We start from the raw sequence: 23,422 nt of genomic DNA on the forward strand, positions 1-23,422 counted from the left end.
AAGCGTTTTAGATAGCGGATGGAGTGAGTGTGTGAGAGCAGTTTTATTAAACTCGTTGGGATTATTTGTTATTATTTTGATAGGCTATTTAACAAAACGATTAAACTTATTGATGAAAGCCGATGGAACAACGATTTCAAAAATCGTTGTCAATGTTACACTACCAGCGGCAATCATTGTCAATTTGCAATCCTTGGAAGTAAAAAATCAGCTATTGTTACTGATTGCTGCAGGATTAGTATTGAATCTTGTAATGATAATCATTGGTCATTTTTTCTCAAAAAAGCAAGAACAAGTAGAACGAGAATTTTTGATGTATAGTGTTTCCGGCTATAATATTGGGAATTTTGCGATTCCTTTTGTTCAAAGTTTTATGCCGCTGGCGATTCCTATTCTATCCTTTTTCGATATTGGAAATAGTGTGATGTTAGCTGGCGGTTCAAATGTTGTGATTGAAGGGATTAGTGGAAGCAATGGACAACGGCCATCTGCAAAAATGGTTCTTGGTCGTTTGGGCAGGTCAGTTCCTTTTTTATGCTATTTGATCATGCTCTTTTTCCGAATGGTAAAGATGGATCTCCCTCCAGCGTTATTTCAAATTGCGCAGCCCATTGCTAGTGCAAATACATTTTTATCAATGTTTATGATTGGGCTATTTTTAGAATTACGCTTGCCAAAAAAAGATTTGGCTTTAGTTCTGCGTGTTTTAGTCATCAAATATGCTTTAGGAATCTTATTAGCTGTTGTTTTTATGCTGCTGCCGATTCCAATGATGATCAAAATCGTTTTATGTCTCGTATCTGTCGGGCCAATTCCGACGTTTGCTGTTATCAACAGTGTTGCTGCGGGAATGCGGGCGGAGGTAGTAGGGTTCACTTCGTCTCTCAGTTTCCTGATCAGCTTGCCGTTGATGACAGGCTTGTTACTATTTTTATAAAGAAAAACAGATGGAGGTTTTTTATGTTAATTGGTTCTCATGTAAGTATGAAGGGAAAAGAAATGCTGCTAGGTGCAGCACAAGAAGCGGCAAGTTATGATGCGTCAACTTTTATGATCTATAGTGGAGCGCCGCAAAATACACGTCGTAAACCAGTGGATGAGATGAATATTCCGGCTGGGGAAGAGTTTATGAAGGAACACGGATTATCAAATATTGTCATGCATGCGCCGTATATCATTAATTTAGGCAATACGAAAAAGCCAGAGATGTTTCCTTTTGCCGTTCAATTTTTACGTGATGAAATCATGCGGGCAGAGGCTCTAGGTGCGATGCAAATCACCTTACATCCAGGCGCTCACGTGGGAGCAGGTGAAAAAGCGGGTCTTGATCAAATTATCAAAGGATTAAATGAAGTACTTACTAAAGATCAAAAAGCGCAAATTGCTCTGGAAACGATGGCGGGTAAAGGAACTGAATTAGGAAAAACGTTTGAAGAGCTCGCATACATTATTGATGGGGTCACGTTGAACGAGAAACTTTCGGTGACGTTTGATACTTGTCATACCAATGATGCAGGCTACAATGTGAAGGATGATTTTGACGGAGTGTTGGCTGAGTTCGATCGGGTGATTGGCTTGGATCGCTTGAAGGTGATCCATGTAAATGACTCGAAAAATCCAATGGGTTCTCACAAGGACCGCCATGCCAATATTGGCTTCGGAACAATTGGTTTTGATACATTGAATGCTATCGTTCACCATGAAAAATTGAAAGAATTGCCAAAAATTTTAGAAACACCTTATGTTGGAGAAGACAAAAAAAATCAACAGGCGCCTTATGGATTTGAAATTGCTATGCTGAAAGCTGGTAAATTTGATCCCGATTTATTAGAAAAAATTCAGGCACAATAATCAACGAGACTGACTCATAAGTGTTCAGTGTCAAGAAATAAGAATGGAATTCCGGAAGTTGTTCCTCAAATTTTTTTGAATTTTCGGTTTATTTCCGAAGACGCTACTTATGAGTCGTCGTTTATTCGCGAGAAGGAGCTGACCCAAAAGTTTAAAAGACTTTTGGGTCAGCTCCTTTGTTAGTTTTATAGTGTTTTATTCTCTAATTTGCCCATCTCCGTAAATGATATATTTACTGGAAGTTAAATGTTCTAAGCCCATCGGACCACGTGCATGAAGCTTTTGTGTAGAAATCCCGATTTCTGCTCCAAAACCAAATTTGAAGCCATCGGTAAAGCGAGTAGAGGCATTGATATATACAGCCGCCGCATCCACTTCTTTTAAGAATTTTTGTCCATTGTGATAACTATCCGTTACTATGGCTTCTGAATGCTTCGAATTGTAACGATTGATATGTTCAATTGCTTCATCGATGGAGGCAACGACTTTAACTGCCAAGATGTAATCTAGAAATTCTGTTGCCCAATCTTCTTCAGTTGCTAAGGATGCTTGTGTTAAATAAGACAAAGCGTTCGAATCAGCACGTAAAGATACATCGTGTGAAATCAAATTTTTTTCAATCATTGGCAGAAATTCCGAGGCAATGTCTTCATGAACCAGTAAGGTTTCGATTGCGTTGCACACTGAAGGACGTTGTGCTTTCGCATTCACGACGATGTCGCTGGCCATATCTAATTGCGCTGCATTATCTACATATACGTGATTGTTCCCTGTTCCTGTCTCGATTACAGGGACAGTAGCGCTATTTTTAACACGTTGGATCAAACCAGCTCCGCCTCGAGGAATTAAGACATCTAGATAATCATTTAACCGCATCATTTCGTTTGCTACATCATGAGAAGTGTCATTGACGAACTGGATCATCCCAATGTCTAATTGTTTATTTTGTAATGTTTTTTGCATGAGCTTAACTAGGGCTTGGTTTGAGTAGAAGGCTTCCTTGCCGCCGCGTAATAGTACTGCATTTCCCGACTTGAAGCATAAACTAGCCGCATCGGTTGTTACATTTGGTCGCGATTCAAAGATGATCCCTATTACACCTAATGGCACACGCTGTTGTCCCACCATTAGCTGATCTTCGGTACGCCACATTTTTTCTACGACGCCGATTGGATCCGCTAAAGCCGCTACTTGGCGGATTCCTTCAGCCATTTCTTGGATTCTATCGTCGGTTAAGCGCAAACGATCCATCAGCGGTTCTGGAATGCCGTTTTCCTTTGCTTGCTTCAGATCTTGCTGATTTGCTTGTAGTATCGTGGTTTTACTGTTTTCTAAGTCGATTGCCATCTGTAGTAGACAGTCATTTTTCTTGCTGGTCTCCAGTTGACTTAACTCTTGCGCGGCTTTTTTGCTCTTTTCTCCTAAACTGATCATTAAGTTATTCATGTTGTCCCTCCTTGAATAATGTTCCGACTTCTACGCCTGCTAAAATATCAAAAATTATTCTGGGAGGTTTTCCATTTGCCAAGACCATCGCGCTTTTTACGTCTAAGATTCGTTGAGCGGCCTTCAATTTGCTGACCATGCCGCCTGTTCCGAAGCGACTTCCTTCTCCACCTGCTTGGTCCATCAGTGTTTGGTTGATTGTGGAGATAGTGGAGTAGAGAATGGCCTGCTTATTCTTTGATGGGTTATCAGAATAGAACCCATCAATATCGCTTAGCATAATTAACAAATCCGCATCCATTAATTGTACAACGATTGCTGATAATTCATCATTATCACCAAATCTTCTCGTGTGATCCATTTCGTCCACAGCTACAGTATCATTTTCATTTATGATTGGAACGATGCCCATCGAAAGAAGCTGCTCCAAGGTGTTAATTACATTTTTTCGACTTTCTGGAAAATCTACTACGTCTCGCGTTAACAGCACTTGAGCCGTTTGTTGACTATAGCCTAAAAAACGCTGATTATAGATGTGCATCAGCTCTGATTGTCCTACAGCTGCGACTGCTTGCTGTACAGGGATCTCCCGTGGACGTTCTGGGATATGAAGCTTGTCCATGCCGACACCAATAGCGCCAGAAGAGACTAATAGTATTTCTTTTCCTTGATTGCGTAGATCGGTGAGTACAAATGCTAATTGATCAATACCATCCAAATTAATCTTACCGTTTGGGTGGATCAAAGAACTTGTTCCGATCTTTACAACAATCCGATTTACAGATTTTAAAAACTCTCTCATACTTACACCTCTTCACTTAGCCACCAGCGAGGAAGATATTGTTTTGCATTTTAACATATTCTAATCAATATTTCATCATTTATTTAAAAATAATTGAGTATTTTCACTTTTTTCTTCAAATTAGCGAGAAAACGCCTGTCCAATTTTTTTAGTTAGTAGACAAAAAAAGGGGTCGCGTCTCAACCAATGAATAAGATTGGACTAAATTTACACAGACAGATTTGAAGTTTCTTAAAACGTCTTTTCTTTTGGAGAATCTTTTAGTAAAATGTATGAGAATGTGTCAGGAAAGGAGCGGTGAAAATGGTATCAACTGGAATCGTAGTATTGATCGCAGTAATCGCTGCACTATTAGGTGCTGTCGGCGGTTTCTTCTTAGCTCGTAAATATATGCAAGACTATTTCAAAAAGAATCCTCCAATCAACGAGGATATGTTACGTCAGATGATGATGTCGATGGGTCAAAAGCCTTCAGAGAAAAAAGTTCGTCAAATGATGCAGCAAATGAAAAATCAACAATAATTTTGCAAGGACAATCGTCGCAGGATGATTGCCCTTCTTTTTTGACCTGATGTCTTCAGAGAGGTGTATCAGGTATCATTCAAAAATCTCGACAATGAGTCAGCATAATAAATGTGAGAATTTCCCAAGCCTTATTATGAAGAAAATAAGGAAGGTTACATTTAGTAAGCAGATTTGTCGACAGAATAAACACTTGGATGTAAAGTTAAGCCGAATGGGGGAATGACTGAATGTATGATGTAATAGTTATCGGTGCGGGTCCAGCAGGGATGACCGCAGCCTTATACGCTTCACGCTCAAACTTAAAAGTTCTTTTGATTGAACGTGGCGCACCAGGCGGACAAATGAACAATACCGCTGAAGTTGAAAATTATCCTGGTTTTGAATCAATCATGGGACCTGAGCTTGCAATGAAAATGTATGATGGTGTCACGAAATTCGGTACAGAGAATGCTTATGGAATCGTTCAGGACATCAAGGATCATGGAGACTACAAAGAAGTAATTACTGAAGATAAAAGCTATCAAGCCAAGACCATCATTGTTGCAACAGGGTGTGTCCATCGTAAATTAGGTGTGCCAGGAGAAGAATCCTTTGCAGGACGAGGAGTTTCTTATTGTGCAGTTTGTGATGGTGCATTTTTCCGCAATAAACGCTTGATTGTTGTCGGTGGAGGGGACTCAGCAGTTGAAGAAGCGATTTATTTAACTCGTTTTGCTTCTGAGGTGGTCATTGTACATCGCCGCGATGAGTTACGGGCGCAAAAGATTATTCAAGATCGTGCCTTTGCTAATGAGAAAATTTCATTTATTTGGGATAGTGTAGTGGATGAAATCGTCGGCAACGACATGGTTGTTACAGGGGCTCAAATCCGCAATGTGAAAACTGGAGAGGTTCATTTAGAACCTGCAGATGGCGCTTTTATTTATGTTGGTTTGGAACCACTAACTGAGCCATTTAAGAATAGCGGGATTACAAATGCCGCTGGCTGGATTGAAACCGATCATGAAATGAAGACAAAAATTCCTGGTGTCTTTGCTATTGGTGACGCCCGTGAAAAAGATTTACGCCAAATCACGACTGCTGTCGGTGAAGGTGGAATCGCTGGACAACAAGTTTATAAGTACATCGAAGCACAAAATTAATCAGGGAGAGGAAGGCCAATCGTGTCTTCCTCTTTTTTAGAAAAAATACGGGCTTTTAGGCACGACCAAATGCAAGTTTTCTTTGCCGAATATAACAGTAATGGTATACTTAAATGGTAAGAAAAATTTGAAAGAGGTGTGTTTCATGTCTTGGGAACAAGTTTATGAGCAATGGATTGATTCAGATAAATTAGATGAAAAAATGCGTAAAGAATTACAAGACCTAGGTAAAGACCCAGAGTTGAAAAAAGATGCGTTTTATAAACAACTAGAATTTGGAACGGCAGGGATGCGCGGAGTATTAGGTCCAGGTGTCAATCGGATGAATATTTTTACTATTCGTCAAGCAACTGAAGGATTGGCGCGTTTTATGGATACACAAGATCCCGAGACTAAACGTCGTGGTGTAGCAATTGCGTATGATTCACGCCACATGTCACCAGAGTTCGCGATGGAAGCGGCAAAAACATTAGCCAAACACGATATTCCATCATTTGTATTTGAAAGTTTACGTCCAACACCAGAGTTGTCTTTTGCTGTTCGTTTTGAAAATGCCTTTACAGGAATTATGATTACGGCCTCTCACAACCCAGCAGAATATAACGGCTATAAAGTCTATGGCGAAGATGGTGGGCAAATGCCGCCAGAAGATGCAGATGCATTGACGAAGTTTGTACGTGCTGTAGAAAACCCATTAGAAGTTGAAGTTTTAGCGGATGAAGAGGTTGAACACAGCGGACTGATCAATATTATTGGTGATGAAGTGGACTCAGAATACTTGAAAGAGATCAAATCAGTAACCATCAACCAAGAATTGATTGATGAAATGGGCAAAGAACTAAAATTAGTTTACACGCCATTACATGGTACTGGGAAAATGTTGGGTGAAAAAGCCTTGAAGCAAGCAGGTTTCGAAAAATTTGTTTTAGTACCAGAACAAGCAATCGCTGATCCAGATTTCTCTACAGTAAAATCACCAAATCCAGAAGAACATTCAGCCTTTGAATATGCCATTAAGCTAGGAGAACAAGAAGGGGCTGACTTGTTGATCGCAACGGATCCTGATGCCGATCGACTAGGCGCTGCTGTTCGTTTGCCTGATGGCCGTTATCAAGTATTGACAGGAAATCAAATCGGCGCGATTATGATTCGTTATATTTTAGAGGCACATAAACAAGCGGGAACTTTACCAGCTAATGCAGTTGTTTTAAAATCAATCGTATCAAGTGAATTAGCGACAACCATCGCGGATTCTTATAACGTGAAGATGGTAGATGTGCTGACTGGATTCAAGTTTATCGCTGAAAAAATCCAACAATATGAAGATGACAACTCGCAAACATTCATGTTTGGCTTTGAAGAAAGCTATGGCTATTTGATTAAGTCTTTTGTCCGCGATAAAGATGCGATTCAAGCATTAGTGCTACTAGCTGAAGTAGCAGCTTACTATAAAAAACAGGGTAAAACTTTATATGACGGCTTACAGGATATTTTTGAAGAGTACGGGTATTATGCAGAAAAAACCATCTCTGTTACCTTGAGCGGTGCTGAGGGAGCTGAACAAATCAAAACGATTATGGGTAGTTTACGTAACGAGGCACCAAAAGCATTCGCAGATGTCGCAGTTACCCTGACTGAAGACTTCAAAGTGTCTAAAGCTATTGACGCTGAAGGAAATGAAACCGCGATCGATATGCCAGCTTCAGATGTCTTGAAATACACATTGGCAGATGAAACTTGGATTGCCGTTCGACCTTCTGGTACAGAACCAAAAATCAAATTCTATATCGGTGTAAAAGGCGACTCCCATGATGCCGCTGCAGAAAAAATTGCAACTTATGAAAAAGCGATCCGCAAAATTGCCGAATAGAGTAAATGAGGGCTATAAATGAAGGAACACGAAGAATTTCAAGCGGTCAGCCAATTTTTTAAAATTTTGAGTGACCCGACACGGTTAAAAATTTTGATGTTTCTAAAAGAGGGAGAGCGGAATGTTTCATCAATCAGCGATACGCTAGCAATGGAACAATCTGCTGTTTCTCATCAATTAAAATTATTACGTGACAACCGTTTAGTCAAAGCGCGTCGTGACGGCAAGGCTATGCTCTACAGTCTGGATGATCAACACGTCCTTGATGTTTTAGAGCAAACCTTCCGACACGTCCTGCACCAATAAAAAAGAGCTTTTCCAAAATTTTTGGAAAAGCTCTTTTTTTTTGCAGAAATTTTGTTATACTGATAGCTAACTATTAGAATATGATGAAATTACTTTTAATACGAATGTAATTTAGTGGAGGCGGATTATGGAAAAAGCAGTCAAGGTAGGTCTATTAGGTTTAGGTGTAGTAGGTACTGGTGTCTTGGAAATTTTGTCAGATCATCGAGATAAAATTGAAAAAAGTATCGGCGGTCCCTTGGTTGTAACAAAAGCCTTGATCCGACCAGAGGAAGATAAAAGCGCCTTAGCAGAGAAATATGATTTGGAATTGGTTACTGAGCTCGATTCTATTCTAAATGATCCTGAAATTTCCATTGTTGTGGAGGTAATGGGTCGTATCGAGCCGGCTAAGACCTTCATTAAAAAAGCGTTATTGGCGGGGAAAAATGTTGTGACCGCAAACAAGGATTTATTGGCGCAGCATGGCAGTGAATTGGTAAATCTTGCACGAGAGCAGCAACGGAATTTGTATTATGAAGCCAGTGTTGCTGGTGGGATTCCGATCTTACGAACGATTGCTAATAGTTTGGCTGCAGATGATATTACCGAAGTTCTAGGTATCGTCAATGGAACGACCAATTACATGTTGACGAAAATGGTGCAGGAGCAACGCACTTATGATGAAACCTTGAAGGAAGCGCAAGAGCTTGGCTTTGCAGAAAGTGATCCAACAAATGATGTGGACGGAATTGATGCTGCTTATAAAATGGTCATTTTAAGTAAGTTTGCATTTGGGATGTCTATTACGATGGATCAAGTTAAGATCAAGGGAATTCGCGGTTTGGCCGCTGAAGATGTTACTTTAGCTGATCAGCTTGGTTATACGATCAAGCTTATTGGATCGACAATCAAAAAGGACGATACGATTTCAGTTGAAGTCGGTCCTATTTTAGTTCCGCATGAGCATCCACTTGCTTCTATTCACAATGAGATGAACGCTGTTTTTGTTAAAAGTTCAGGGATTGGCGAATCTATGTATTATGGACCAGGTGCTGGTGCACGTCCTACGGCGACCAGCATTGTGGCTGATTTGATGACGATTGTGAATAAGATGAAAAAGAATACTGTAGGGCATCGTTTTACTGGCTATACCCAACCAACGAAATTAACATCACCGAGTGACAATATCAGTAAATACTTTTTATCTTTAGAAATGCCAGATGAGCCGGGTCAATTCTTGAAGCTGGCTGAGATCATGACAGAGACAAAAGTAGGATTTGAACAAGTCGTTCAGGAAAAAGGTGATGGTGAGACTGCACGGGTTGTCTTGATCACACATGAAACATCAGAGACAAAGATGAATACCGTTCAAAAGGAAATTAAAGAAAAAACCAGCTACAAATTGATATCATTGATGAAAGTTATGGGGGAATAAGCATGTACGAAGGTCTATTAAAACAATATAAAGAGTATTTACCAATTACAGATAAGACACCTCAAATTGCCTTAGCAGAAGGAAATACACCGTTGATTCCTTTAAAGAATCTTTCAAAAGAGTTGGGAATTACTTTGTATGGGAAGTACGAAGGTTTAAACCCCACAGGCTCATTTAAAGATCGGGGCATGGTGATGGCTGTAGCGAAAGCGGTAGAAGATGGAGCAAAAGCGATTATTTGTGCATCAACGGGAAATACAAGTGCTGCTGCTGCCGCCTACGCAACGCGTGCTGGTATTAAAGCATATGTCGTAATTCCAGACGGAAAAATCGCTATGGGTAAATTAGCTCAAGCGATTGCCTATGGTGCGGATATTATCTCAATTCCCGGAAACTTTGATGAGGCGTTAAAAGCCGTACGTGATATTGCTGAAACTGAAGCAGTGGCTTTAGTAAACTCGGTAAATCCTTACCGTTTGGAAGGACAAAAAACGGCTGCTTTTGAAATCTGTGAACAATTGGAACAAGCGCCAGATGTTTTGTCGATTCCTGTCGGGAATGCTGGAAATATTTCTGCGTATTGGAAAGGGTTCAAAGAATGGCATGAGAAAAAAGGGACAACGTTGCCACGTATGCATGGATTTGAGGCAGAGGGAGCCGCAGCGATTGTAAAAGGTGAGGTTATCGAAGCACCAGAAACAGTAGCGACTGCCATTCGTATTGGAAATCCTGCTAGCTGGAAACTGGCTGAAGCTGCTCGAGATGAATCCAAAGGCTATATCGATTCAGTGACAGACGAAGAAATTCTTAATGCTTATCGAAAGGTTGCAGCCCAAGAAGGCGTATTTGTTGAGCCAGGCTCTGCAGCTTCTCTTGCCGGGGTAATCCAACATGTGAAAAATGGCCGAATCAAACCAGGTGAGACGGTGGTAACGGTCTTCACTGGAAATGGATTGAAAGATCCGGATACGGCAATCAATGAAACAGATATTAAGATTAACAAGATGAGTGATTTGGAGGATATGCGCCGACACTTACGTGAAGGAGTGGCCGCACTATGAAAATCCGCGTCCCAGCAACGAGTGCCAATTTAGGTCCCGGCTTTGATTCCTGCGGGATCGCGTTGTCACAATATTTGACTATTGATATAGGTCCTGAAACAAAACAGTGGCAGATTGATCATCAATTAGGAAGTGCCATTCCTTCAGATGAAAAAAATCTGTTAATCCAAACAGCCTTAGATTTGGCTCCTAAGCTAACGCCGCATAAAATTACTATGACTTCAGATATTCCTATCGCTCGTGGATTAGGGAGCAGTTCCTCCGTTGTAGTAGCCGGCATCGAACTAGCCAATCGGTTAGGGAATTTAGGAATGACGCCACAGCAAAAAGTGTCCTATGCAACAAAAATCGAAGGACACCCAGACAATGTCGCACCAGCAATCTGTGGCGATTTTGTCGTTGCGAGCTATAACAACAATGAGGTGAATTTTGTAAAACATACATTTCCTGATTGTGATGTAATTGCCTTTATTCCAAATCACGAGTTATTGACTTCGGAAAGTCGTGCGGTTTTACCAAAGGAAATGTCTTATCGCGATGCTGTCAAAGCCAGCTCAATCGGGAATGTGATGATTGCGGCTGTTCTAAATGGTAATTTGCCATTAGCTGGAAAGATGATGGAACGAGATATTTTGCATGAGAGTCATCGCCAGCATCTCGTGCCTCATTTGAAAAAAATCCGTGAGTTTTGCAAAGCTTATGGTGGATATGGCAGCTTTTTAAGTGGTGCGGGCCCAACGGTGCTTGTTTTAACACCGCCTGAAAATACAGAAAAATTGGTGAAAACTTTAAAGGCATTTGACCATGAAGCACTAATTGATGTGCTTTCAGTCGAAAAAGAAGGCGTTCAAATATTTTAATTGCGTAGAAGAGAAGAGTACAGCAGATCGGACTTGACAGAGAGCTTCGTTAACTGAGAAGAAGCAGCAGCGATTCGTTGGAAGATGGCCTTGGAGCAATTGTCATATGACACGGGAATGCCCGTTATAGCAGTTCGTAGCAATACGACAAAAGTTCAGTCTTGTGAGGGACTGATAAATTAAGGTGGTACCACGGCACTCCCGTCCTTTCAGATATGAAAAGACGGGAGTTTTTGCGAGTTGCACTTCCTGCTTTAGCAGGTTAGTGGAATCGTATGCGTATGAGAATAAAACTATTTTTTTCTGCTCTTTGAAAAAAATAGTTCTTCTAAATCGAGCTAGCTGTCAGTTCTACTTTTGCAGTTCACGTTGTTTGAGCTGGAGAACTCAATAGTTATTGAAATTATTGAACAGAATGTTTAGTAGAATGATAGTTCGACGAAGCTAAGGATAAATTTTGTTAGAAATTTATAGTCCCTCTGAATCTTGAGTCGACTGTGAGCTTTAGCAGATTAGTGGAATCATATTTGTATGAGAATAAAACTATTTTTTTCTGCTCTTTGAAAAAAATAGTTCTTCTAAATCGAGCTAGCTGTCAGTTCTACTTTTGCAGTTCATGTTATTTGAGCTGGAGGACTCAACAGTTATTGAAATTGTTGAATAGGCTGTTTAGTAGAATGATAGTTCGACGAGGCTAAGAATAAATTTTGTCAGAAATTTATAGACCCTCTGAATATTGAGTCGACTGCGAGTTGCACTTCCTGCTTTAGCAGGTTAGTGGAATCATATTTGTATCACCCAATCACGTTTAATTTAAGCTTTATTTATTGACTATATTATTTCAAATGAGGAGGAAGAGTAATGGAATTTGAAACAAAATGTTTACATGCTGGGTATCAGCCAGAAAATGGAGGGCCGCGGGTATTACCGATTGTCCAAAGTACGACCTATGCCTATGATTCTACTGATGAAATTGGAAAGTTGTTTGATTTGGAAGAAGCAGGCTATTTTTACACACGATTAGCGAACCCAACGACTGGTGCCGTAGAAGAGAAGATTGCTGCGCTAGAGGGCGGTGTGGGTGCTCTATGTACATCCTCCGGTCAAGCGGCAACTTTTTATGCAGTGTTGAATATTTTAGAAGCGGGAGATCATTTGATTTCGTCCAGCTATATTTACGGCGGCACCTATAATTTGTTCGCTCACACCTTCAGAAAAATGGGCATCGAAGTGACCTTTATTGATCAAGACGCTTCAAAAGAAGAAATACTGAAGGCGGCAAAACCAAATACTAAAGCGATTTTCGGCGAAACGATTGCGAATCCGGCTGTAAAAGTACTGGATCAGGAAAAATTTGCGACAGTGGCAAAAGAACTAGATATTCCATTTATTATCGACAACACCTTTGCTACACCATATTTTTGTCGTCCGATTGATTTTGGGGCAGATATTGTCATTCACAGTACAACTAAGTATTTGGATGGTCATGCTGTGCAAACAGGTGGGGTAATCGTAGATGGCGGAACCTTTGATTGGAACAATGGCAAGTTCCCACAGCTTTCTGAACCTGATGAAACGTATCACGGCATTGTTTATACTGAAAAATTTGGTCAGGCGGCTTATATCACCAAAGCTCGTGTTCAATTAATGCGTGACCTGGGTGCCACGCCGTCACCGCAAAATTCATTCCTATTGAATCTTGGTATGGAGACATTACCAATTCGTATGGATCGTCATTATCAAAATGCCATGACAGTAGCGAAATACTTGTCAGAACAAAAGGCGATTAAGAATGTTTTTTATCCTGGTTTAGAAAACGATGAAAACTATGAGCTGGCACAAAAGTATGTACCAAATGGATTATGCGGAGTTATTTCTGTTGAATTTTCCGGTGGAAAAGAATCGGCTGCAAAATGGCTGGATGCCTTAGACCTTGTTTCGTTAGAGGTTCACGTGGCAGATATTCGAACCTGTGCTTTGCATCCGGCGACTTCGACTCATCGCCAATTGACGGATGAAGAATTGCAGCAAGCAGGGATTTCACCAGGTCTTGTTCGATTATCTTGCGGCATTGAAAATGTAAAGGATATTCTCGCTGATCTGCAACAGGCTTTTGATAAATTGGAGGGATAAACCATGCCCATTCGTTTAGAGCCTGATTTTCCAGCGAAATCGGTGTTAGAGTCGGAGGATATTTTTGCAATTGACAATTCTCGTGCGGAACATCAGGATATTCGTCCATTAAAGCTATTAATCTTAAATTTGATGCCAAATAAAATCGATACAGAAATTCATTTACTGCGTTTGATTAGCCAAAGCCCCTTACAAATTGACGTAGATTTTTTAAAAGTGGCTAGTCATGAGCACAAACATACTAGTAAAACACATCTCGACAAATTCTATTTGGACTTCTCACAAATAAAGGATACTTGTTATGATGGATTGATTATCACAGGGGCTCCGGTTGAACAACTTGCTTTTGAAGAAGTAGACTATTGGCCGGAGTTGGTTGAGATCATGGATTGGAGCCAAACTTCAGTGACGTCTGTCGTGCATATCTGTTGGGGAGCGCAAGCAGGTCTGTACCATCATTTTGGCGTTGAGAAGGTTCCATTTAAGGAAAAGTTATTTGGGATCTATAAGCAGGACATCGAGCATCATTTTCGTTTATTCAGAGGATTTGATGATCGCTTTTGGATGCCGCAGTCTCGATATACCGGTATCAATGAAGAACAAGTACGTCAAAGAAAAATCAAAGTAATCGCAAAGGATGAAGAAGAACGGTCTGCTATTTTAATATCGGATGATGAACACGATGTTTTTTTGATGGGTCATTTTGAATATGCCACCGATACGCTGGAAAAAGAATATTTACGAGACCATGATCGTGGGATAGATACGGCAAAACCAGCAAATTACTACGAAAATGGGAAAATCTATAATTACTGGCGCGCGCAAGCACACCTGTTTTATCACAATTGGTTGAATGATGTGTATCAAATGACGCCTTATCAGTTAGAGAGAATCCGTGAACTGCAAAAAGAAAGAAAGCTGAGATCAATTTGATCTCAGCTTTCTTCTTCCATAAAGTAATAACTATGGTCTTCAAGATCCAAAGCACTCATAATCATGGCTGCTGTTTCTTCAATAGAGAGTGTGGCTACATTAATAATTTCACAGCCTAGCTTTTGGTAAAGATCATTGGCAAATTTCAATTCTGCTTGGATTTTTTCACGATCCGAATAGGCTGTTTCTGGGTTTAACCCATAGGCGCGCATCCGTTCTTTACGAATGCCGATTAATACTTCAGGATCATTCGTTAAGCCGACAATTTTTTTCGGATCAATTTCAAACAATTGTTTTGGAATATGGGCTTGCGGAATCAAGGGCAAGTTTGCGACCTTTAAATTCTTGTTGGCTAAGTATAAGCTTAACGGTGTTTTTGATGTTCTAGATACGCCTAATAACACGACATCCGCCTCTAAAAAGCCGCGAGGATCTTTTCCATCATCGTATTTTACGGCAAATTCCATTGCTTTGATTCGTTTGAAATAATTTTCATTCAGATGATGCAACGCACCTCGTTCACCAGTTGGTTCAAGCTGTGCACGTCTGCCGATCTCACTCACAACCGGATTCAACAAGTCCATCGTAAACAGGTCTTCATTGTCACAAAATTCTTTCGCAATTTTTGACAGTTTTGGATCGATCAATGTATAGATGATCATACCGTTTTCGGCCTTGGCGTCATTTAAGGCTTTCATCAATAATTCTTCAGTGTGCACAAAGGTACGACGGAAGAGACAAAATTCTACGGTTGGGTATTGGGCCATTGAGGCTTGCGCCAGCTTAGAGGCTGTTTCCCCAGCAGAATCAGAGATGATGAAAATAGTGACTAACTCATTTTGTTTTTCGCTATCCATAAGAAAAACTCCCTTGCAATCAGTAATAATTTATTATACCATACTGTTTATTCGGAATCATTACACTTTGAAACGAGGGAGAATATGACACAAACGACTTTATTAGAAAAAGCCTTGGCAAAAGTAAAGGAAAATGGCTTTAAGTATACAAAGAAACGTGAAACGTTATTAGATTATTTGATCAAATGCAATCGTTACGTTGCGGCTCGTGAAGTTTATGATTATTTGAACGAACAATTTCCTGGGTTGAGCTATGATACAGTGTATCGCAATTTAAGAGAATTTTGTGAAATTGGCTTGATCGAAGACACGGAGTTGCAAGGAGAGATGAAGTTCCGCTTCAGCTGCAGTGAAAATTTTGAACATCATCATCATTTTATTTGTACTGTATGCGGGATGACAAAGGAAATCCATATGTGTCCAATGAACTTCTTTAAAGAACAATTAGATGGCTGCGAAATCGAGGGGCACCGCTTTGAATTATATGGGCGTTGTGAGAAATGTCAAAAACTGCATGAATAAATTAAGAATTAAAATTCTTCAGTACCTTGACTCAAAATAGCCCATTAGATATAATAACTTATGGACGGTCTTGTTGTTTGGAAGTACATTTCAATAACAAAAACGGTTACATTTCAAGCCCGGAGGGAGGGAATTTATATGTCAAAAACAGTGGTTCGTAAAAATGAATCTCTTGACGATGCTCTTCGTCGCTTCAAACGTTCCGTTTCAAAAGCAGGGACTCTACAAGAATCTCGCAAACGTGAATTTTATGAAAAACCAAGTGTGAAACGTAAGAAAAAATCAGAAGCAGCTAGAAAACGTAAGAAATTCTAGTCTGTGAACGGAGTGATTCTATTGTCACTACTTACTACCTTGAATGAAGACATGAAGCAAGCGATGCGAGCAAAAGATAAAGAGACTTTGCAAGTGATCCGGATGCTTAAAGCTTCGATTCAAAATGAGCAGATTAAAAAAGGTCAGGATTTAAATGACGAAGAAGAATTGACAGTATTGTCTCGCGAGATGAAACAACGTCGTGATTCTCTATCCGAGTTTGAAAAAGCTGATCGCACCGATTTGGCTGATAAGGTCAAAAAGGAAATTGTAATTGTTGAAAAATATTTGCCGGCTCAACTTTCAGAAGAAGAGATTCGTGCAATTGTTTCAGAGGCGATTACAGCAACAGGAGCGACTTCACCAAAGGAATTTGGTAAAGTGATGGGGGCAGTGATGCCGAAAGTCAAAGGCAAAGCCGACGGCAATCAAGTCAACGCAGTCGTCAAAGAGCTTCTAAACAAATAAGCAATAACGAGTCGAGAGAATTTTCTCTCGGCTTTTTTTGGCTTAAATAACCAGTTTCTCAGGTTCTCTTTATCTAGAGGTTAGACAATTTTTCTTTTATTTAGAGTGTGGTATTATAAGAAGGAATGATTCATGAAGGGATGAGCGCTTGTTGAATAGCAACGATTTTGAGTCGTTAGAAATAAAGCTTGATGGAAAAGATGACATCAGTATGCTTTTAGGTACCCACGATAAACACGTTAAATTTTTAGAAGAGAATACGGAAACGACAATCAATACTCGCGGAGAAACAATCCAAATCATTGGGCCGAAAGAAGAGGCGAAACTGGTTGGAGATATTATTCGAACATTGCAGATTTTGATTGATCGTGGAATCAAGGTAGCGACACCCGATGTAATGACTGCATTACGTCTTGGACGTGAGAACCACCTAGATGAGTTTGTCATGATGTATGAAGAAGAGCTATTAAAGGATCGTAATGGAAAACCGATTCGCCCTAAAAATATTGGACAAAGCCGATATATTGCAGCTATCCGAAAATCTGATGTTGTTTTCGGTGTTGGACCAGCGGGTACGGGGAAAACTTATCTAGCAATCGTCATGGCAATCGCTGCCTTGAAAAAGGGTGAGGTACAGCGTATTATTTTGACACGCCCTGCGGTAGAGGCGGGAGAAAGTCTAGGCTTTCTGCCAGGAGATTTAAAGGAAAAAGTTGATCCATATCTACGCCCAATGTATGACGCTTTACATCAGATATTCGGTGTGGAGCACACGAACCGTTTATTAGAACGTGGCGTTATTGAAATTGCGCCGCTTGCATACATGCGAGGACGGACATTGGATGATGCTTTTGTTATTTTAGATGAGGCGCAAAATACGACAATTTCGCAAATGAAGATGTTTTTGACGCGTCTTGGATTTAATTCCAAAATGATTGTAAACGGGGATACGTCTCAGGTGGATTTACCAAGAGGACAAGTCAGTGGATTGATTCATGCGGAGCGTACCTTGCAAGGGATTAAGAAGATTCGTTTCGTGAACTTTGAGGCAGGGGATGTTGTCCGACATCCTGTAGTTGCGGAGATTATTGAAGCGTATGAACAAGAGAACCTACGACGCCAAGAAAAGTAGTCAGGAGGGAATTGGATGTTAAATCGACCCATCAATAACTTGCTGAAAAAATTAGGTTCAAAATTTATACCGATTATTCTAGGTGTCTTTTCACTGGTACTAGTTTTGACGATGCTTTCCAGCGTCATTCAAAAAAGTGTTGACTACAAAGAAGGTCAAGTCGCAACAGAAAGTATTCGTGCGAATAAGACGATTGAGAATAAGGCTGAAACAGATCAGAAGCGGCAGCTGGCTGCAGAAGCTGTGACTCCAGAATATACGTATCAAGCGGATTTGGCTCAAACGCAGCATGATCGAATCAATCAATTGATTACGTTGATCCAAAAGGCTAATAGCGATTTAGATAAAAATTATCAGACCAAAGTATCGCAGGCCAAGGATGGTGAAAAGGTTCCTCAGCCAACGGTTGATGAGCGTGTTGCCGCTGTTAAAAAGAATTTTGAAGGTTTGGACCAAGATGCGGTTACCTTTTATCAGCAGCTGCCGGAGGATTTTTATCAGGCGGTTGTGCAATTAAGCGCGACGGAATTGACAAAAGTTGGCACTGAAAGTCTGAAGCTTTTAGATGAACAGATGGCAAAACGAATCCGACAGAGCGATCTGGCTGAATATAAACAGCAGGCCATTGATAAAATTCAAGGATTAGGTTTGTCAGATGAATCAAATCAAGTAATGCGCTATTTGCTTGAAAATGGCATCATTATTAATGATTCGCTAAATCAGAAGCGGACGGATGAACTAAAAGAACAAGCCAGTGATTCTGTTCAACCAGTAATGATTTATCAAGGGGAAGTTATTGTCCGTGAAGGAAGCCAGATCGATGCTAATGCAATTAATAAGTTGAAGCTGTTAGGATTGACTAGTTCAGGCACCTCGATTTTTCCTTTGATTGCGATGATTCTGTCAGCGATTTTGCAGGGGGTATTGCTATGGTTTTATAGTCGTCAGTTTGAAGTCGAATTTCAACGTGTGCGCTTTATTCTATTTTATAGCGCGACGATGACGATCGGTGTTTTCATTATGAAAATACTGCAGGCGTTTCAAGGAGCTTCTTCGAACAATCTGGCATTGTTTTTCCCAGCAGCCTTTATGCCGTTGATCTTGACTGTATTTGTTAATCGTCGGGCGGGGGCATTATCCGCTGTTTTCCAAACGGTCTTTGCGTTGTTTATTTATTACAAAGCTATTGGAACCAATATGCTGCCGGTTATCTTAATGACCTATCTTTTTTCTGGTACGCTGGCAGTCATGGTTAAGCAAAAACGTCTATCCGATCAAGTGAAGCAAGCAATGCTATGGATCGTCGCATTTCCAATCATTTGGTCGATTATTTTAAGTATTTATCAAGGGATGTCCTTCACTGATCCACAAACTTGGGGATTACTGTTAGGTGCTTTTGCAGCTAGCATCCTATCTTTTATTATGGGGATGGGCTTGCAGCCATATATTGAAATTCTAGTGACAGATAGTGGTGTGATTACGCTAAATGAACTAAGTAACCCAAATCATCCGCTGTTGAAGGAGTTACTTGAAAAGGCACCAGGAACGTATCATCATTCAATGATGGTGGCTAATTTAAGCGCTAATGCGGTAGCCGAGATCGGCGGTCGTTCACTTTTAACACGAGTAGCCTGCTACTATCATGATATTGGTAAAATTCGGCATGCGAATTTCTTCGTAGAAAATTTGCCGACGGGAGCGGAAAATCCGCATAACTTCTTATTGCCAGAAGATAGCAAGCAAATCATCTTCGGTCATGTTATCGAAGGGGCAAAGATCTTAAAGGAATACAAAATGCCTCAAATGGTCATCGATATCTGCTATCAACACCATGGCACGACGTTAATGAAATTCTTCTATTTCAAGGCAAAAGAGCGGAATCCTGAAACAACTGAAGCAGAGTTCCGTTATCCAGGTCCTAAGCCGCAAACACGAGAAGCTGGAGTAGTAAATATTGCTGACAGCTGTGAAGCGGCCGTTCGAGCAATGGATCACCCTTCAATTGATAAGATCACTGAATTTGTTCATAATTTAATTGAAGAACGGATCAATGATGGACAGCTGGATGACTCCGGTTTGACGTTAAAAGAAATTCGTATCGTTGAAAAATCATTGATCAGCGGACTAAGCTCGACCTTCCATTCAAGGATCAAGTATCCACGGATGCAGTCAGAGGCTGAGAAGATGAAAGAAGAGCAAGAGAAAAAAGGAGAAGAGTAATGGATATTACTTTTATTGACGAAACAGAGCAGGTCTCTGATGAAAAAATCCAAGAAATCGACGGCGTACTGCAATTTGCTGCTGATTACTTAAAACTGCCGAAAGACACTGAAATGTCTGTTACTTTTATGGACAATGCCGCAATTCAAGTGATCAACCGTGATTATCGCGATAAAGACGCACCAACGGACGTAATCAGCTTCGCCTTGGAAGAAGAAGGTGAAGATGAAGTTCCCATCATTATGGATGAGGAGAATCCGATGCCGCGAAATCTTGGCGATATCATGATTTCAACAGAACGTGCCCGTGAACAGGCAGAAGAGTATGGACACAGTTTTGACCGTGAACTAGGGTTTCTAGTCGTACATGGCTTTTTACATATCAATGGGTACGACCATATGACACCTGAGGATGAAAAAGAGATGTTTGGTCTACAGAAAGAGATATTAGATGCCTATGGACTTAAAAGATAAAACGGAAAAAAACAAGCATTTTGTCACATCTTTGGAATTTGCGATTCAGGGAATTAAGACAGTTTTTCAAGAAGAGCGCAATATGCGTGCCCATGTAGTCTTTGGGCTAATGGCAATTTTGGTGGCATTCTTGCTGGGCGTATCGGTGCTTGAGTGGCTGTGGATTTTTCTAGCAGTCTTTCTAGTTTGGATCGTTGAGATTATCAATACTGTATTTGAAAATGTAGTAGATATGGTCACGGATTGTCATTTCCATCCGATTGGAAAGAAGATCAAGGATATGGCTGCTGGAGCCGTTCTAGTGACGTCAGTCTTTGCCATTATTGTGGGTGTGATTATCTTCCTACCAAAAATTATTGAGCTTTTTCTTTAAAAAAGTAATTACCAAAGGTTCAGAAAGGACTTTTATATGACAGAACATAAATCAGGCTTTGTGGCGATTGTTGGTCGACCAAATGTTGGAAAATCCACCTTATTAAATCGTATTGTAGGACAAAAAATCGCCATTATGAGTGATAAGGCACAAACCACTAGAAATAAAATCCAAGGGGTTTATACGACTCCTGAGGCACAGGTGGTCTTCATTGATACGCCAGGAATTCATAAGCCAAAACATCGCTTAGGGGATTACATGGTAGAGATGGCCTACAGCGCTCTGCGTGAAGTTGATGCGATTCTATTCATGGTGAGTGCAGATCAAAAGCGTGGACGCGGAGATGATTTCATCTTGGAGCGTTTAAGCCAACAGGAAGTCCCAGTTTACCTAGTGATCAATAAGATTGATACAATCCATCCAGACGATTTGCTAGCGATCATTGATGACTATCGTACGATTATGGATTTCAAAGAGATCATCCCGATCTCAGCGACTGAAGGAAATAATGTGGAACATTTATTAGAAGTTTTAGTCGATCAAATGGATGAAGGTCCGCAATATTTCCCTGACGATCAAATTACAGATCATCCGGAATACTTTATCGTTTCTGAATTAATTCGTGAAAAAGTATTGAGTCTGACCCGTGATGAGGTGCCTCACTCTGTAGCAGTTGTTACAGAATCAATGAAGCGAGATGAAAATGATAAGGTCCATATACAAGCGACAATTATTGTAGAGCGGACAAGGCAAAAAGGGATTATCATTGGAAAAGGCGGCAAGATGCTGAAAAATATCGGTACTCAGGCCCGTAAGGATATCGAAACCCTTTTAGCAGACAAAGTTTATTTAGAGCTTTGGGTGAAAGTCCAAAAAGACTGGCGCGATAAGCAAACGTATCTGCAAGATTATGGCTATCGCAAAGATGATTATTAAAGAAAAGGAGCTTCACGATTTTTTTCGTGGAGCTTTTTGTAAGTCGAACAGTTAATAATGGGAGGTGAAGTTGTGGCGCAAATTGGTGAAACAAAAGGCATCATTTTATTTAGTCGGGATTATAAGGAAAAGGACAAGCTGATCAAAATATTTACAGAATCAGCGGGGAAGGTCATGTTTTTCGCCAAGGGGATCCACCGAGCCAATAATCCATTACAGACAGCCGTTCAGCCGTTTACCGAAGCGGTGTTCATCGGAAATCTGAAAACAGAGGGGCTTTCTTTCCTGAATAGTGCGAAAGAAATTCAACCTATGCGTAAATTGCAGGAAGACATTTTTTTAAATGCTTATGGCTCCTATATTTTAGGATTAGCAGATGCGGCAATTGAAGACCACGTGTATGACCCTTCGCTGTATGGATTTACGCGAGAGGCATTGCAGCGGATGAATGAGGGAGCGGACGGCGAGACGATCATGAATATCTACGAAGTTCAGATCATGCAGCGTTTTGGTATTTCTCTGAATTGGCAGGCCTGCGGGGTCTGCGGGAAAAGAACTGGCGCATTTGATTTTTCTTCGAAATACAATGGGATCCTCTGTGAAGAGCATTGGCATTTGGACCAGCATCGCTACCATGCCGATCCACGAGCAATCTATTTTCTTCGAATGTTTAACAGCATCACCTACGAAAACATCAATACCATCAATTTAAAGCTGGAAACAAAAAAAGCGATCCGCCAGACATTGGATCAGCTCTATGAGGAATATATCGGGTTGCACTTAAAAAGCAAGAAGTTTATTGATCAAATGAGTGAATGGCAAGACGTGCTAAAACCAAGAGAAGAGTAATCTGCAAAACCTAATGGGTGTTGCAGGTTATTTTTTTGCTCTTAATTTTTTACAAACAAATAGCCAAATAAGAGTGCCCACAAAAGAAAGGAATAAATACAGGAACAGCATTTGACCATTTAATTGATTGCTATAGATGATTGCAGAAGCGATTGTTCCGATAATCAGAAAGTAAAGAAAATAGAACAGCCCTCGTGCTGTAGGGGATAAGCTCGTTTTCCTTTCAACCAAGTAAGAAGCTATCAAAAACAATAGAATAGCCGTGATATTGAAGAGGGGCTTAAGTGACCAGCCATTTGTAAATAGATCATGAGACCAATCAAATAGCAGTGATCCGAAGAATATATACAGGACTAATAATTGATTATTGATTTTTCTGTTTTTAGGAGTTGGTTGATTCATCTTCAGATTTCTCCAATTCTTTTTTTCGCGAGGCAACAGTGTCAGCTAACATCCATGAAATACCGCCTAACAGAAGAGCTAGGAATAAAAGTATAAGCACGGAAGTATAATCTACGATGCTTTTGTCAAGAATACTTTGAATCATTAAATAAGTGAAGGTGAAGAGAAAACAAATCAAAAATTGTTTCCCCTGCTTTTTTGATAGCCAAGAGGCGAGATAACCCACGATTAGAATCCAAAATACAGCTAGATTATTGGTAAAATTCGCTAGTATGGGTTCGTTTCTATAGACATTGATGATCATTTGCGTAATGAGAAAAATCGCTAGTAAAAATAGGGTATACAAGAAAGGCCTTTTAATCATAAATAATTTAAACGAATGATTCCATTTCTTTAATTTAGTAAACATTTCTCACTCCTCCAATCTGCATCAAGTTACCAAAAGTATAGCAGAAAACAGATAGGTTTCTAAAAAGAATCTAAGAAATTCTTCTATTATTGATTCATTTATTTTCGAACTTTTAGCAAA

25 protein-coding genes are annotated in these 23,422 nt (G+C 40.2%); 20 read left to right on the forward strand and 5 right to left on the reverse strand.

Annotated elements, in window-relative coordinates; all coding sequences use genetic code 11:
- Window positions 1-31: 31 nt before the first annotated feature.
- Together J9537_RS03890 and J9537_RS03895 are read left to right on the forward strand one after the other, a co-directional pair.
- Entirely contained in the window at window positions 32-937 is a 906-nt protein-coding gene (locus J9537_RS03890) for an AEC family transporter (RefSeq protein WP_218256787.1), read from the forward strand.
- A 23-nt stretch (window positions 938-960) separates the two neighbouring features.
- Window positions 961-1,851 (forward strand): deoxyribonuclease IV, encoded by an 891-nt coding sequence (locus J9537_RS03895; RefSeq protein WP_218256788.1) that lies wholly within the window; start codon window positions 961-963, stop codon window positions 1,849-1,851.
- A gap of 195 nt (window positions 1,852-2,046) precedes the next feature.
- Here J9537_RS03895 and J9537_RS03900 read toward each other — a convergent pair whose 3' ends face one another.
- Complete coding sequence (locus tag J9537_RS03900) at window positions 2,047-3,297, reverse strand: glutamate-5-semialdehyde dehydrogenase (protein ID WP_218256789.1); 1,251 nt, start codon at window positions 3,295-3,297, stop codon at window positions 2,047-2,049.
- Window positions 3,290-4,099, reverse strand: a complete 810-nt coding sequence (gene proB / locus J9537_RS03905; RefSeq protein ID WP_218256790.1) for a glutamate 5-kinase — start codon at window positions 4,097-4,099, stop codon at window positions 3,290-3,292. Before proB ends, J9537_RS03900 begins: the two co-directional genes overlap by 8 nt.
- Window positions 4,100-4,402: 303 nt before the next feature.
- Between proB and J9537_RS03910 the strand changes: the two genes are divergently transcribed.
- From J9537_RS03910 to J9537_RS03950, 9 genes are all read left to right on the forward strand, one after another.
- Window positions 4,403-4,621: a YneF family protein gene (locus J9537_RS03910; RefSeq protein ID WP_010740033.1), complete on the forward strand. Its 219-nt coding sequence runs from the start codon at window positions 4,403-4,405 to the stop codon at window positions 4,619-4,621.
- Between the two features lie 230 nt (window positions 4,622-4,851).
- Window positions 4,852-5,766 (forward strand): thioredoxin-disulfide reductase, encoded by a 915-nt coding sequence (gene trxB / locus J9537_RS03915; RefSeq protein ID WP_010746684.1) that lies wholly within the window; start codon window positions 4,852-4,854, stop codon window positions 5,764-5,766.
- A gap of 145 nt (window positions 5,767-5,911) precedes the next feature.
- Window positions 5,912-7,636 carry a phospho-sugar mutase gene (locus J9537_RS03920; protein WP_218256791.1) on the forward strand — a complete coding sequence of 575 codons (1,725 nt, stop codon included), beginning with the start codon at window positions 5,912-5,914 and terminating at the stop codon, window positions 7,634-7,636.
- Window positions 7,637-7,654: 18 nt separating this feature from the next.
- Entirely contained in the window at window positions 7,655-7,942 is a 288-nt protein-coding gene (locus tag J9537_RS03925) for an ArsR/SmtB family transcription factor (protein WP_010746682.1), read from the forward strand.
- 127 nt (window positions 7,943-8,069) lie between these two features.
- Window positions 8,070-9,359: a homoserine dehydrogenase gene (locus J9537_RS03930; protein ID WP_218256792.1), complete on the forward strand. Its 1,290-nt coding sequence runs from the start codon at window positions 8,070-8,072 to the stop codon at window positions 9,357-9,359.
- Window positions 9,360-9,361: 2 nt separating this feature from the next.
- Window positions 9,362-10,420 (forward strand): threonine synthase, encoded by a 1,059-nt coding sequence (gene thrC, locus J9537_RS03935; protein WP_218256793.1) that lies wholly within the window; start codon window positions 9,362-9,364, stop codon window positions 10,418-10,420.
- A complete protein-coding gene (gene thrB / locus J9537_RS03940; RefSeq protein ID WP_218256794.1) occupies window positions 10,417-11,280 on the forward strand; it encodes a homoserine kinase in 864 nt (287 codons plus the stop codon). The genes thrC and thrB overlap by 4 nt, the downstream gene beginning before the upstream one ends.
- 861 nt (window positions 11,281-12,141) lie before the next feature.
- Window positions 12,142-13,413 carry an O-acetylhomoserine aminocarboxypropyltransferase/cysteine synthase family protein gene (locus J9537_RS03945; RefSeq protein ID WP_010746678.1) on the forward strand — a complete coding sequence of 424 codons (1,272 nt, stop codon included), beginning with the start codon at window positions 12,142-12,144 and terminating at the stop codon, window positions 13,411-13,413.
- A gap of 3 nt (window positions 13,414-13,416) precedes the next feature.
- The gene (locus J9537_RS03950) at window positions 13,417-14,346 is read left to right on the forward strand and encodes a homoserine O-succinyltransferase (RefSeq protein WP_010746677.1); all 930 of its coding nucleotides are present in this window, start codon (window positions 13,417-13,419) and stop codon (window positions 14,344-14,346) included.
- A 2-nt stretch (window positions 14,347-14,348) separates the two neighbouring features.
- Here J9537_RS03950 and J9537_RS03955 read toward each other — a convergent pair whose 3' ends face one another.
- Window positions 14,349-15,203 carry a pyruvate, water dikinase regulatory protein gene (locus tag J9537_RS03955; RefSeq protein WP_010746676.1) on the reverse strand — a complete coding sequence of 285 codons (855 nt, stop codon included), beginning with the start codon at window positions 15,201-15,203 and terminating at the stop codon, window positions 14,349-14,351.
- Between the two features lie 84 nt (window positions 15,204-15,287).
- On the opposite strand from J9537_RS03955, the gene J9537_RS03960 reads away from it, so the two are divergent.
- The 9 genes from J9537_RS03960 (at window position 15,288) to recO (ending at window position 22,491) form a co-directional block, all read left to right on the forward strand.
- The gene (locus J9537_RS03960; protein WP_028020179.1) at window positions 15,288-15,725 is read left to right on the forward strand and encodes a Fur family transcriptional regulator; all 438 of its coding nucleotides are present in this window, start codon (window positions 15,288-15,290) and stop codon (window positions 15,723-15,725) included.
- A gap of 138 nt (window positions 15,726-15,863) precedes the next feature.
- A complete protein-coding gene (rpsU, locus tag J9537_RS03965) occupies window positions 15,864-16,040 on the forward strand; it encodes a 30S ribosomal protein S21 (RefSeq protein ID WP_002356740.1) in 177 nt (58 codons plus the stop codon).
- Window positions 16,041-16,061: 21 nt separating this feature from the next.
- Window positions 16,062-16,508 (forward strand): GatB/YqeY domain-containing protein, encoded by a 447-nt coding sequence (locus tag J9537_RS03970; RefSeq protein WP_010746674.1) that lies wholly within the window; start codon window positions 16,062-16,064, stop codon window positions 16,506-16,508.
- A gap of 211 nt (window positions 16,509-16,719) precedes the next feature.
- Window positions 16,720-17,640: a PhoH family protein gene (locus J9537_RS03975; protein ID WP_051095960.1), complete on the forward strand. Its 921-nt coding sequence runs from the start codon at window positions 16,720-16,722 to the stop codon at window positions 17,638-17,640.
- A 15-nt stretch (window positions 17,641-17,655) separates the two neighbouring features.
- On the forward strand, window positions 17,656-19,860 hold the full coding sequence (locus tag J9537_RS03980) for an HD family phosphohydrolase (protein ID WP_218256795.1): 2,205 nt from the start codon (window positions 17,656-17,658) through the stop codon (window positions 19,858-19,860).
- The gene (ybeY, locus tag J9537_RS03985) at window positions 19,860-20,333 is read left to right on the forward strand and encodes an rRNA maturation RNase YbeY (RefSeq protein ID WP_218256796.1); all 474 of its coding nucleotides are present in this window, start codon (window positions 19,860-19,862) and stop codon (window positions 20,331-20,333) included. The genes J9537_RS03980 and ybeY overlap by 1 nt, the downstream gene beginning before the upstream one ends.
- Window positions 20,311-20,706: a diacylglycerol kinase family protein gene (locus tag J9537_RS03990; protein ID WP_010746670.1), complete on the forward strand. Its 396-nt coding sequence runs from the start codon at window positions 20,311-20,313 to the stop codon at window positions 20,704-20,706. Before ybeY ends, J9537_RS03990 begins: the two co-directional genes overlap by 23 nt.
- Before the next feature lie 36 nt (window positions 20,707-20,742).
- Window positions 20,743-21,642 (forward strand): GTPase Era, encoded by a 900-nt coding sequence (era, locus tag J9537_RS03995; protein ID WP_218256797.1) that lies wholly within the window; start codon window positions 20,743-20,745, stop codon window positions 21,640-21,642.
- Window positions 21,643-21,714: 72 nt separating this feature from the next.
- A complete protein-coding gene (gene recO, locus J9537_RS04000; RefSeq protein ID WP_245001286.1) occupies window positions 21,715-22,491 on the forward strand; it encodes a DNA repair protein RecO in 777 nt (258 codons plus the stop codon).
- A 27-nt stretch (window positions 22,492-22,518) separates the two neighbouring features.
- Here recO and J9537_RS04005 read toward each other — a convergent pair whose 3' ends face one another.
- Window positions 22,519-22,893 (reverse strand): hypothetical protein, encoded by a 375-nt coding sequence (locus J9537_RS04005; RefSeq protein WP_218256799.1) that lies wholly within the window; start codon window positions 22,891-22,893, stop codon window positions 22,519-22,521.
- Complete coding sequence (locus tag J9537_RS04010; RefSeq protein WP_218256800.1) at window positions 22,874-23,302, reverse strand: hypothetical protein; 429 nt, start codon at window positions 23,300-23,302, stop codon at window positions 22,874-22,876. Before J9537_RS04010 ends, J9537_RS04005 begins: the two co-directional genes overlap by 20 nt.
- Window positions 23,303-23,422 lie beyond the last annotated feature (120 nt).

This window comes from Enterococcus raffinosus (assembly GCF_019175485.1).
Taxonomy (GTDB): Bacteria; Bacillota; Bacilli; order Lactobacillales; family Enterococcaceae; genus Enterococcus_A; species Enterococcus_A raffinosus.

Bases quoted from the DNA above. Each gene is read 5' to 3' on its own strand.
- J9537_RS03895 (WP_218256788.1), top strand. From the start codon at position 961: ATGTTAATTGGTTCTCATGTAAGTATGAAGGGAAAAGAAATGCTGCTA.
- J9537_RS03900 (WP_218256789.1), bottom strand. From the start codon at position 3,297: ATGAATAACTTAATGATCAGTTTAGGAGAAAAGAGCAAAAAAGCCGCG.
- proB (WP_218256790.1), bottom strand. From the start codon at position 4,099: ATGAGAGAGTTTTTAAAATCTGTAAATCGGATTGTTGTAAAGATCGGA.
- J9537_RS03910 (WP_010740033.1), top strand. From the start codon at position 4,403: ATGGTATCAACTGGAATCGTAGTATTGATCGCAGTAATCGCTGCACTA.
- trxB (WP_010746684.1), top strand. From the start codon at position 4,852: ATGTATGATGTAATAGTTATCGGTGCGGGTCCAGCAGGGATGACCGCA.
- J9537_RS03920 (WP_218256791.1), top strand. From the start codon at position 5,912: ATGTCTTGGGAACAAGTTTATGAGCAATGGATTGATTCAGATAAATTA.
- J9537_RS03925 (WP_010746682.1), top strand. From the start codon at position 7,655: ATGAAGGAACACGAAGAATTTCAAGCGGTCAGCCAATTTTTTAAAATT.
- J9537_RS03930 (WP_218256792.1), top strand. From the start codon at position 8,070: ATGGAAAAAGCAGTCAAGGTAGGTCTATTAGGTTTAGGTGTAGTAGGT.
- thrC (WP_218256793.1), top strand. From the start codon at position 9,362: ATGTACGAAGGTCTATTAAAACAATATAAAGAGTATTTACCAATTACA.
- thrB (WP_218256794.1), top strand. From the start codon at position 10,417: ATGAAAATCCGCGTCCCAGCAACGAGTGCCAATTTAGGTCCCGGCTTT.
- J9537_RS03945 (WP_010746678.1), top strand. From the start codon at position 12,142: ATGGAATTTGAAACAAAATGTTTACATGCTGGGTATCAGCCAGAAAAT.
- J9537_RS03950 (WP_010746677.1), top strand. From the start codon at position 13,417: ATGCCCATTCGTTTAGAGCCTGATTTTCCAGCGAAATCGGTGTTAGAG.
- J9537_RS03955 (WP_010746676.1), bottom strand. From the start codon at position 15,203: ATGGATAGCGAAAAACAAAATGAGTTAGTCACTATTTTCATCATCTCT.
- J9537_RS03960 (WP_028020179.1), top strand. From the start codon at position 15,288: ATGACACAAACGACTTTATTAGAAAAAGCCTTGGCAAAAGTAAAGGAA.
- rpsU (WP_002356740.1), top strand. From the start codon at position 15,864: ATGTCAAAAACAGTGGTTCGTAAAAATGAATCTCTTGACGATGCTCTT.
- J9537_RS03975 (WP_051095960.1), top strand. From the start codon at position 16,720: ATGCTTTTAGGTACCCACGATAAACACGTTAAATTTTTAGAAGAGAAT.
- J9537_RS03980 (WP_218256795.1), top strand. From the start codon at position 17,656: ATGTTAAATCGACCCATCAATAACTTGCTGAAAAAATTAGGTTCAAAA.
- ybeY (WP_218256796.1), top strand. From the start codon at position 19,860: ATGGATATTACTTTTATTGACGAAACAGAGCAGGTCTCTGATGAAAAA.
- J9537_RS03990 (WP_010746670.1), top strand. From the start codon at position 20,311: ATGCCTATGGACTTAAAAGATAAAACGGAAAAAAACAAGCATTTTGTC.
- era (WP_218256797.1), top strand. From the start codon at position 20,743: ATGACAGAACATAAATCAGGCTTTGTGGCGATTGTTGGTCGACCAAAT.
- J9537_RS04005 (WP_218256799.1), bottom strand. From the start codon at position 22,893: ATGAATCAACCAACTCCTAAAAACAGAAAAATCAATAATCAATTATTA.
- J9537_RS04010 (WP_218256800.1), bottom strand. From the start codon at position 23,302: ATGTTTACTAAATTAAAGAAATGGAATCATTCGTTTAAATTATTTATG.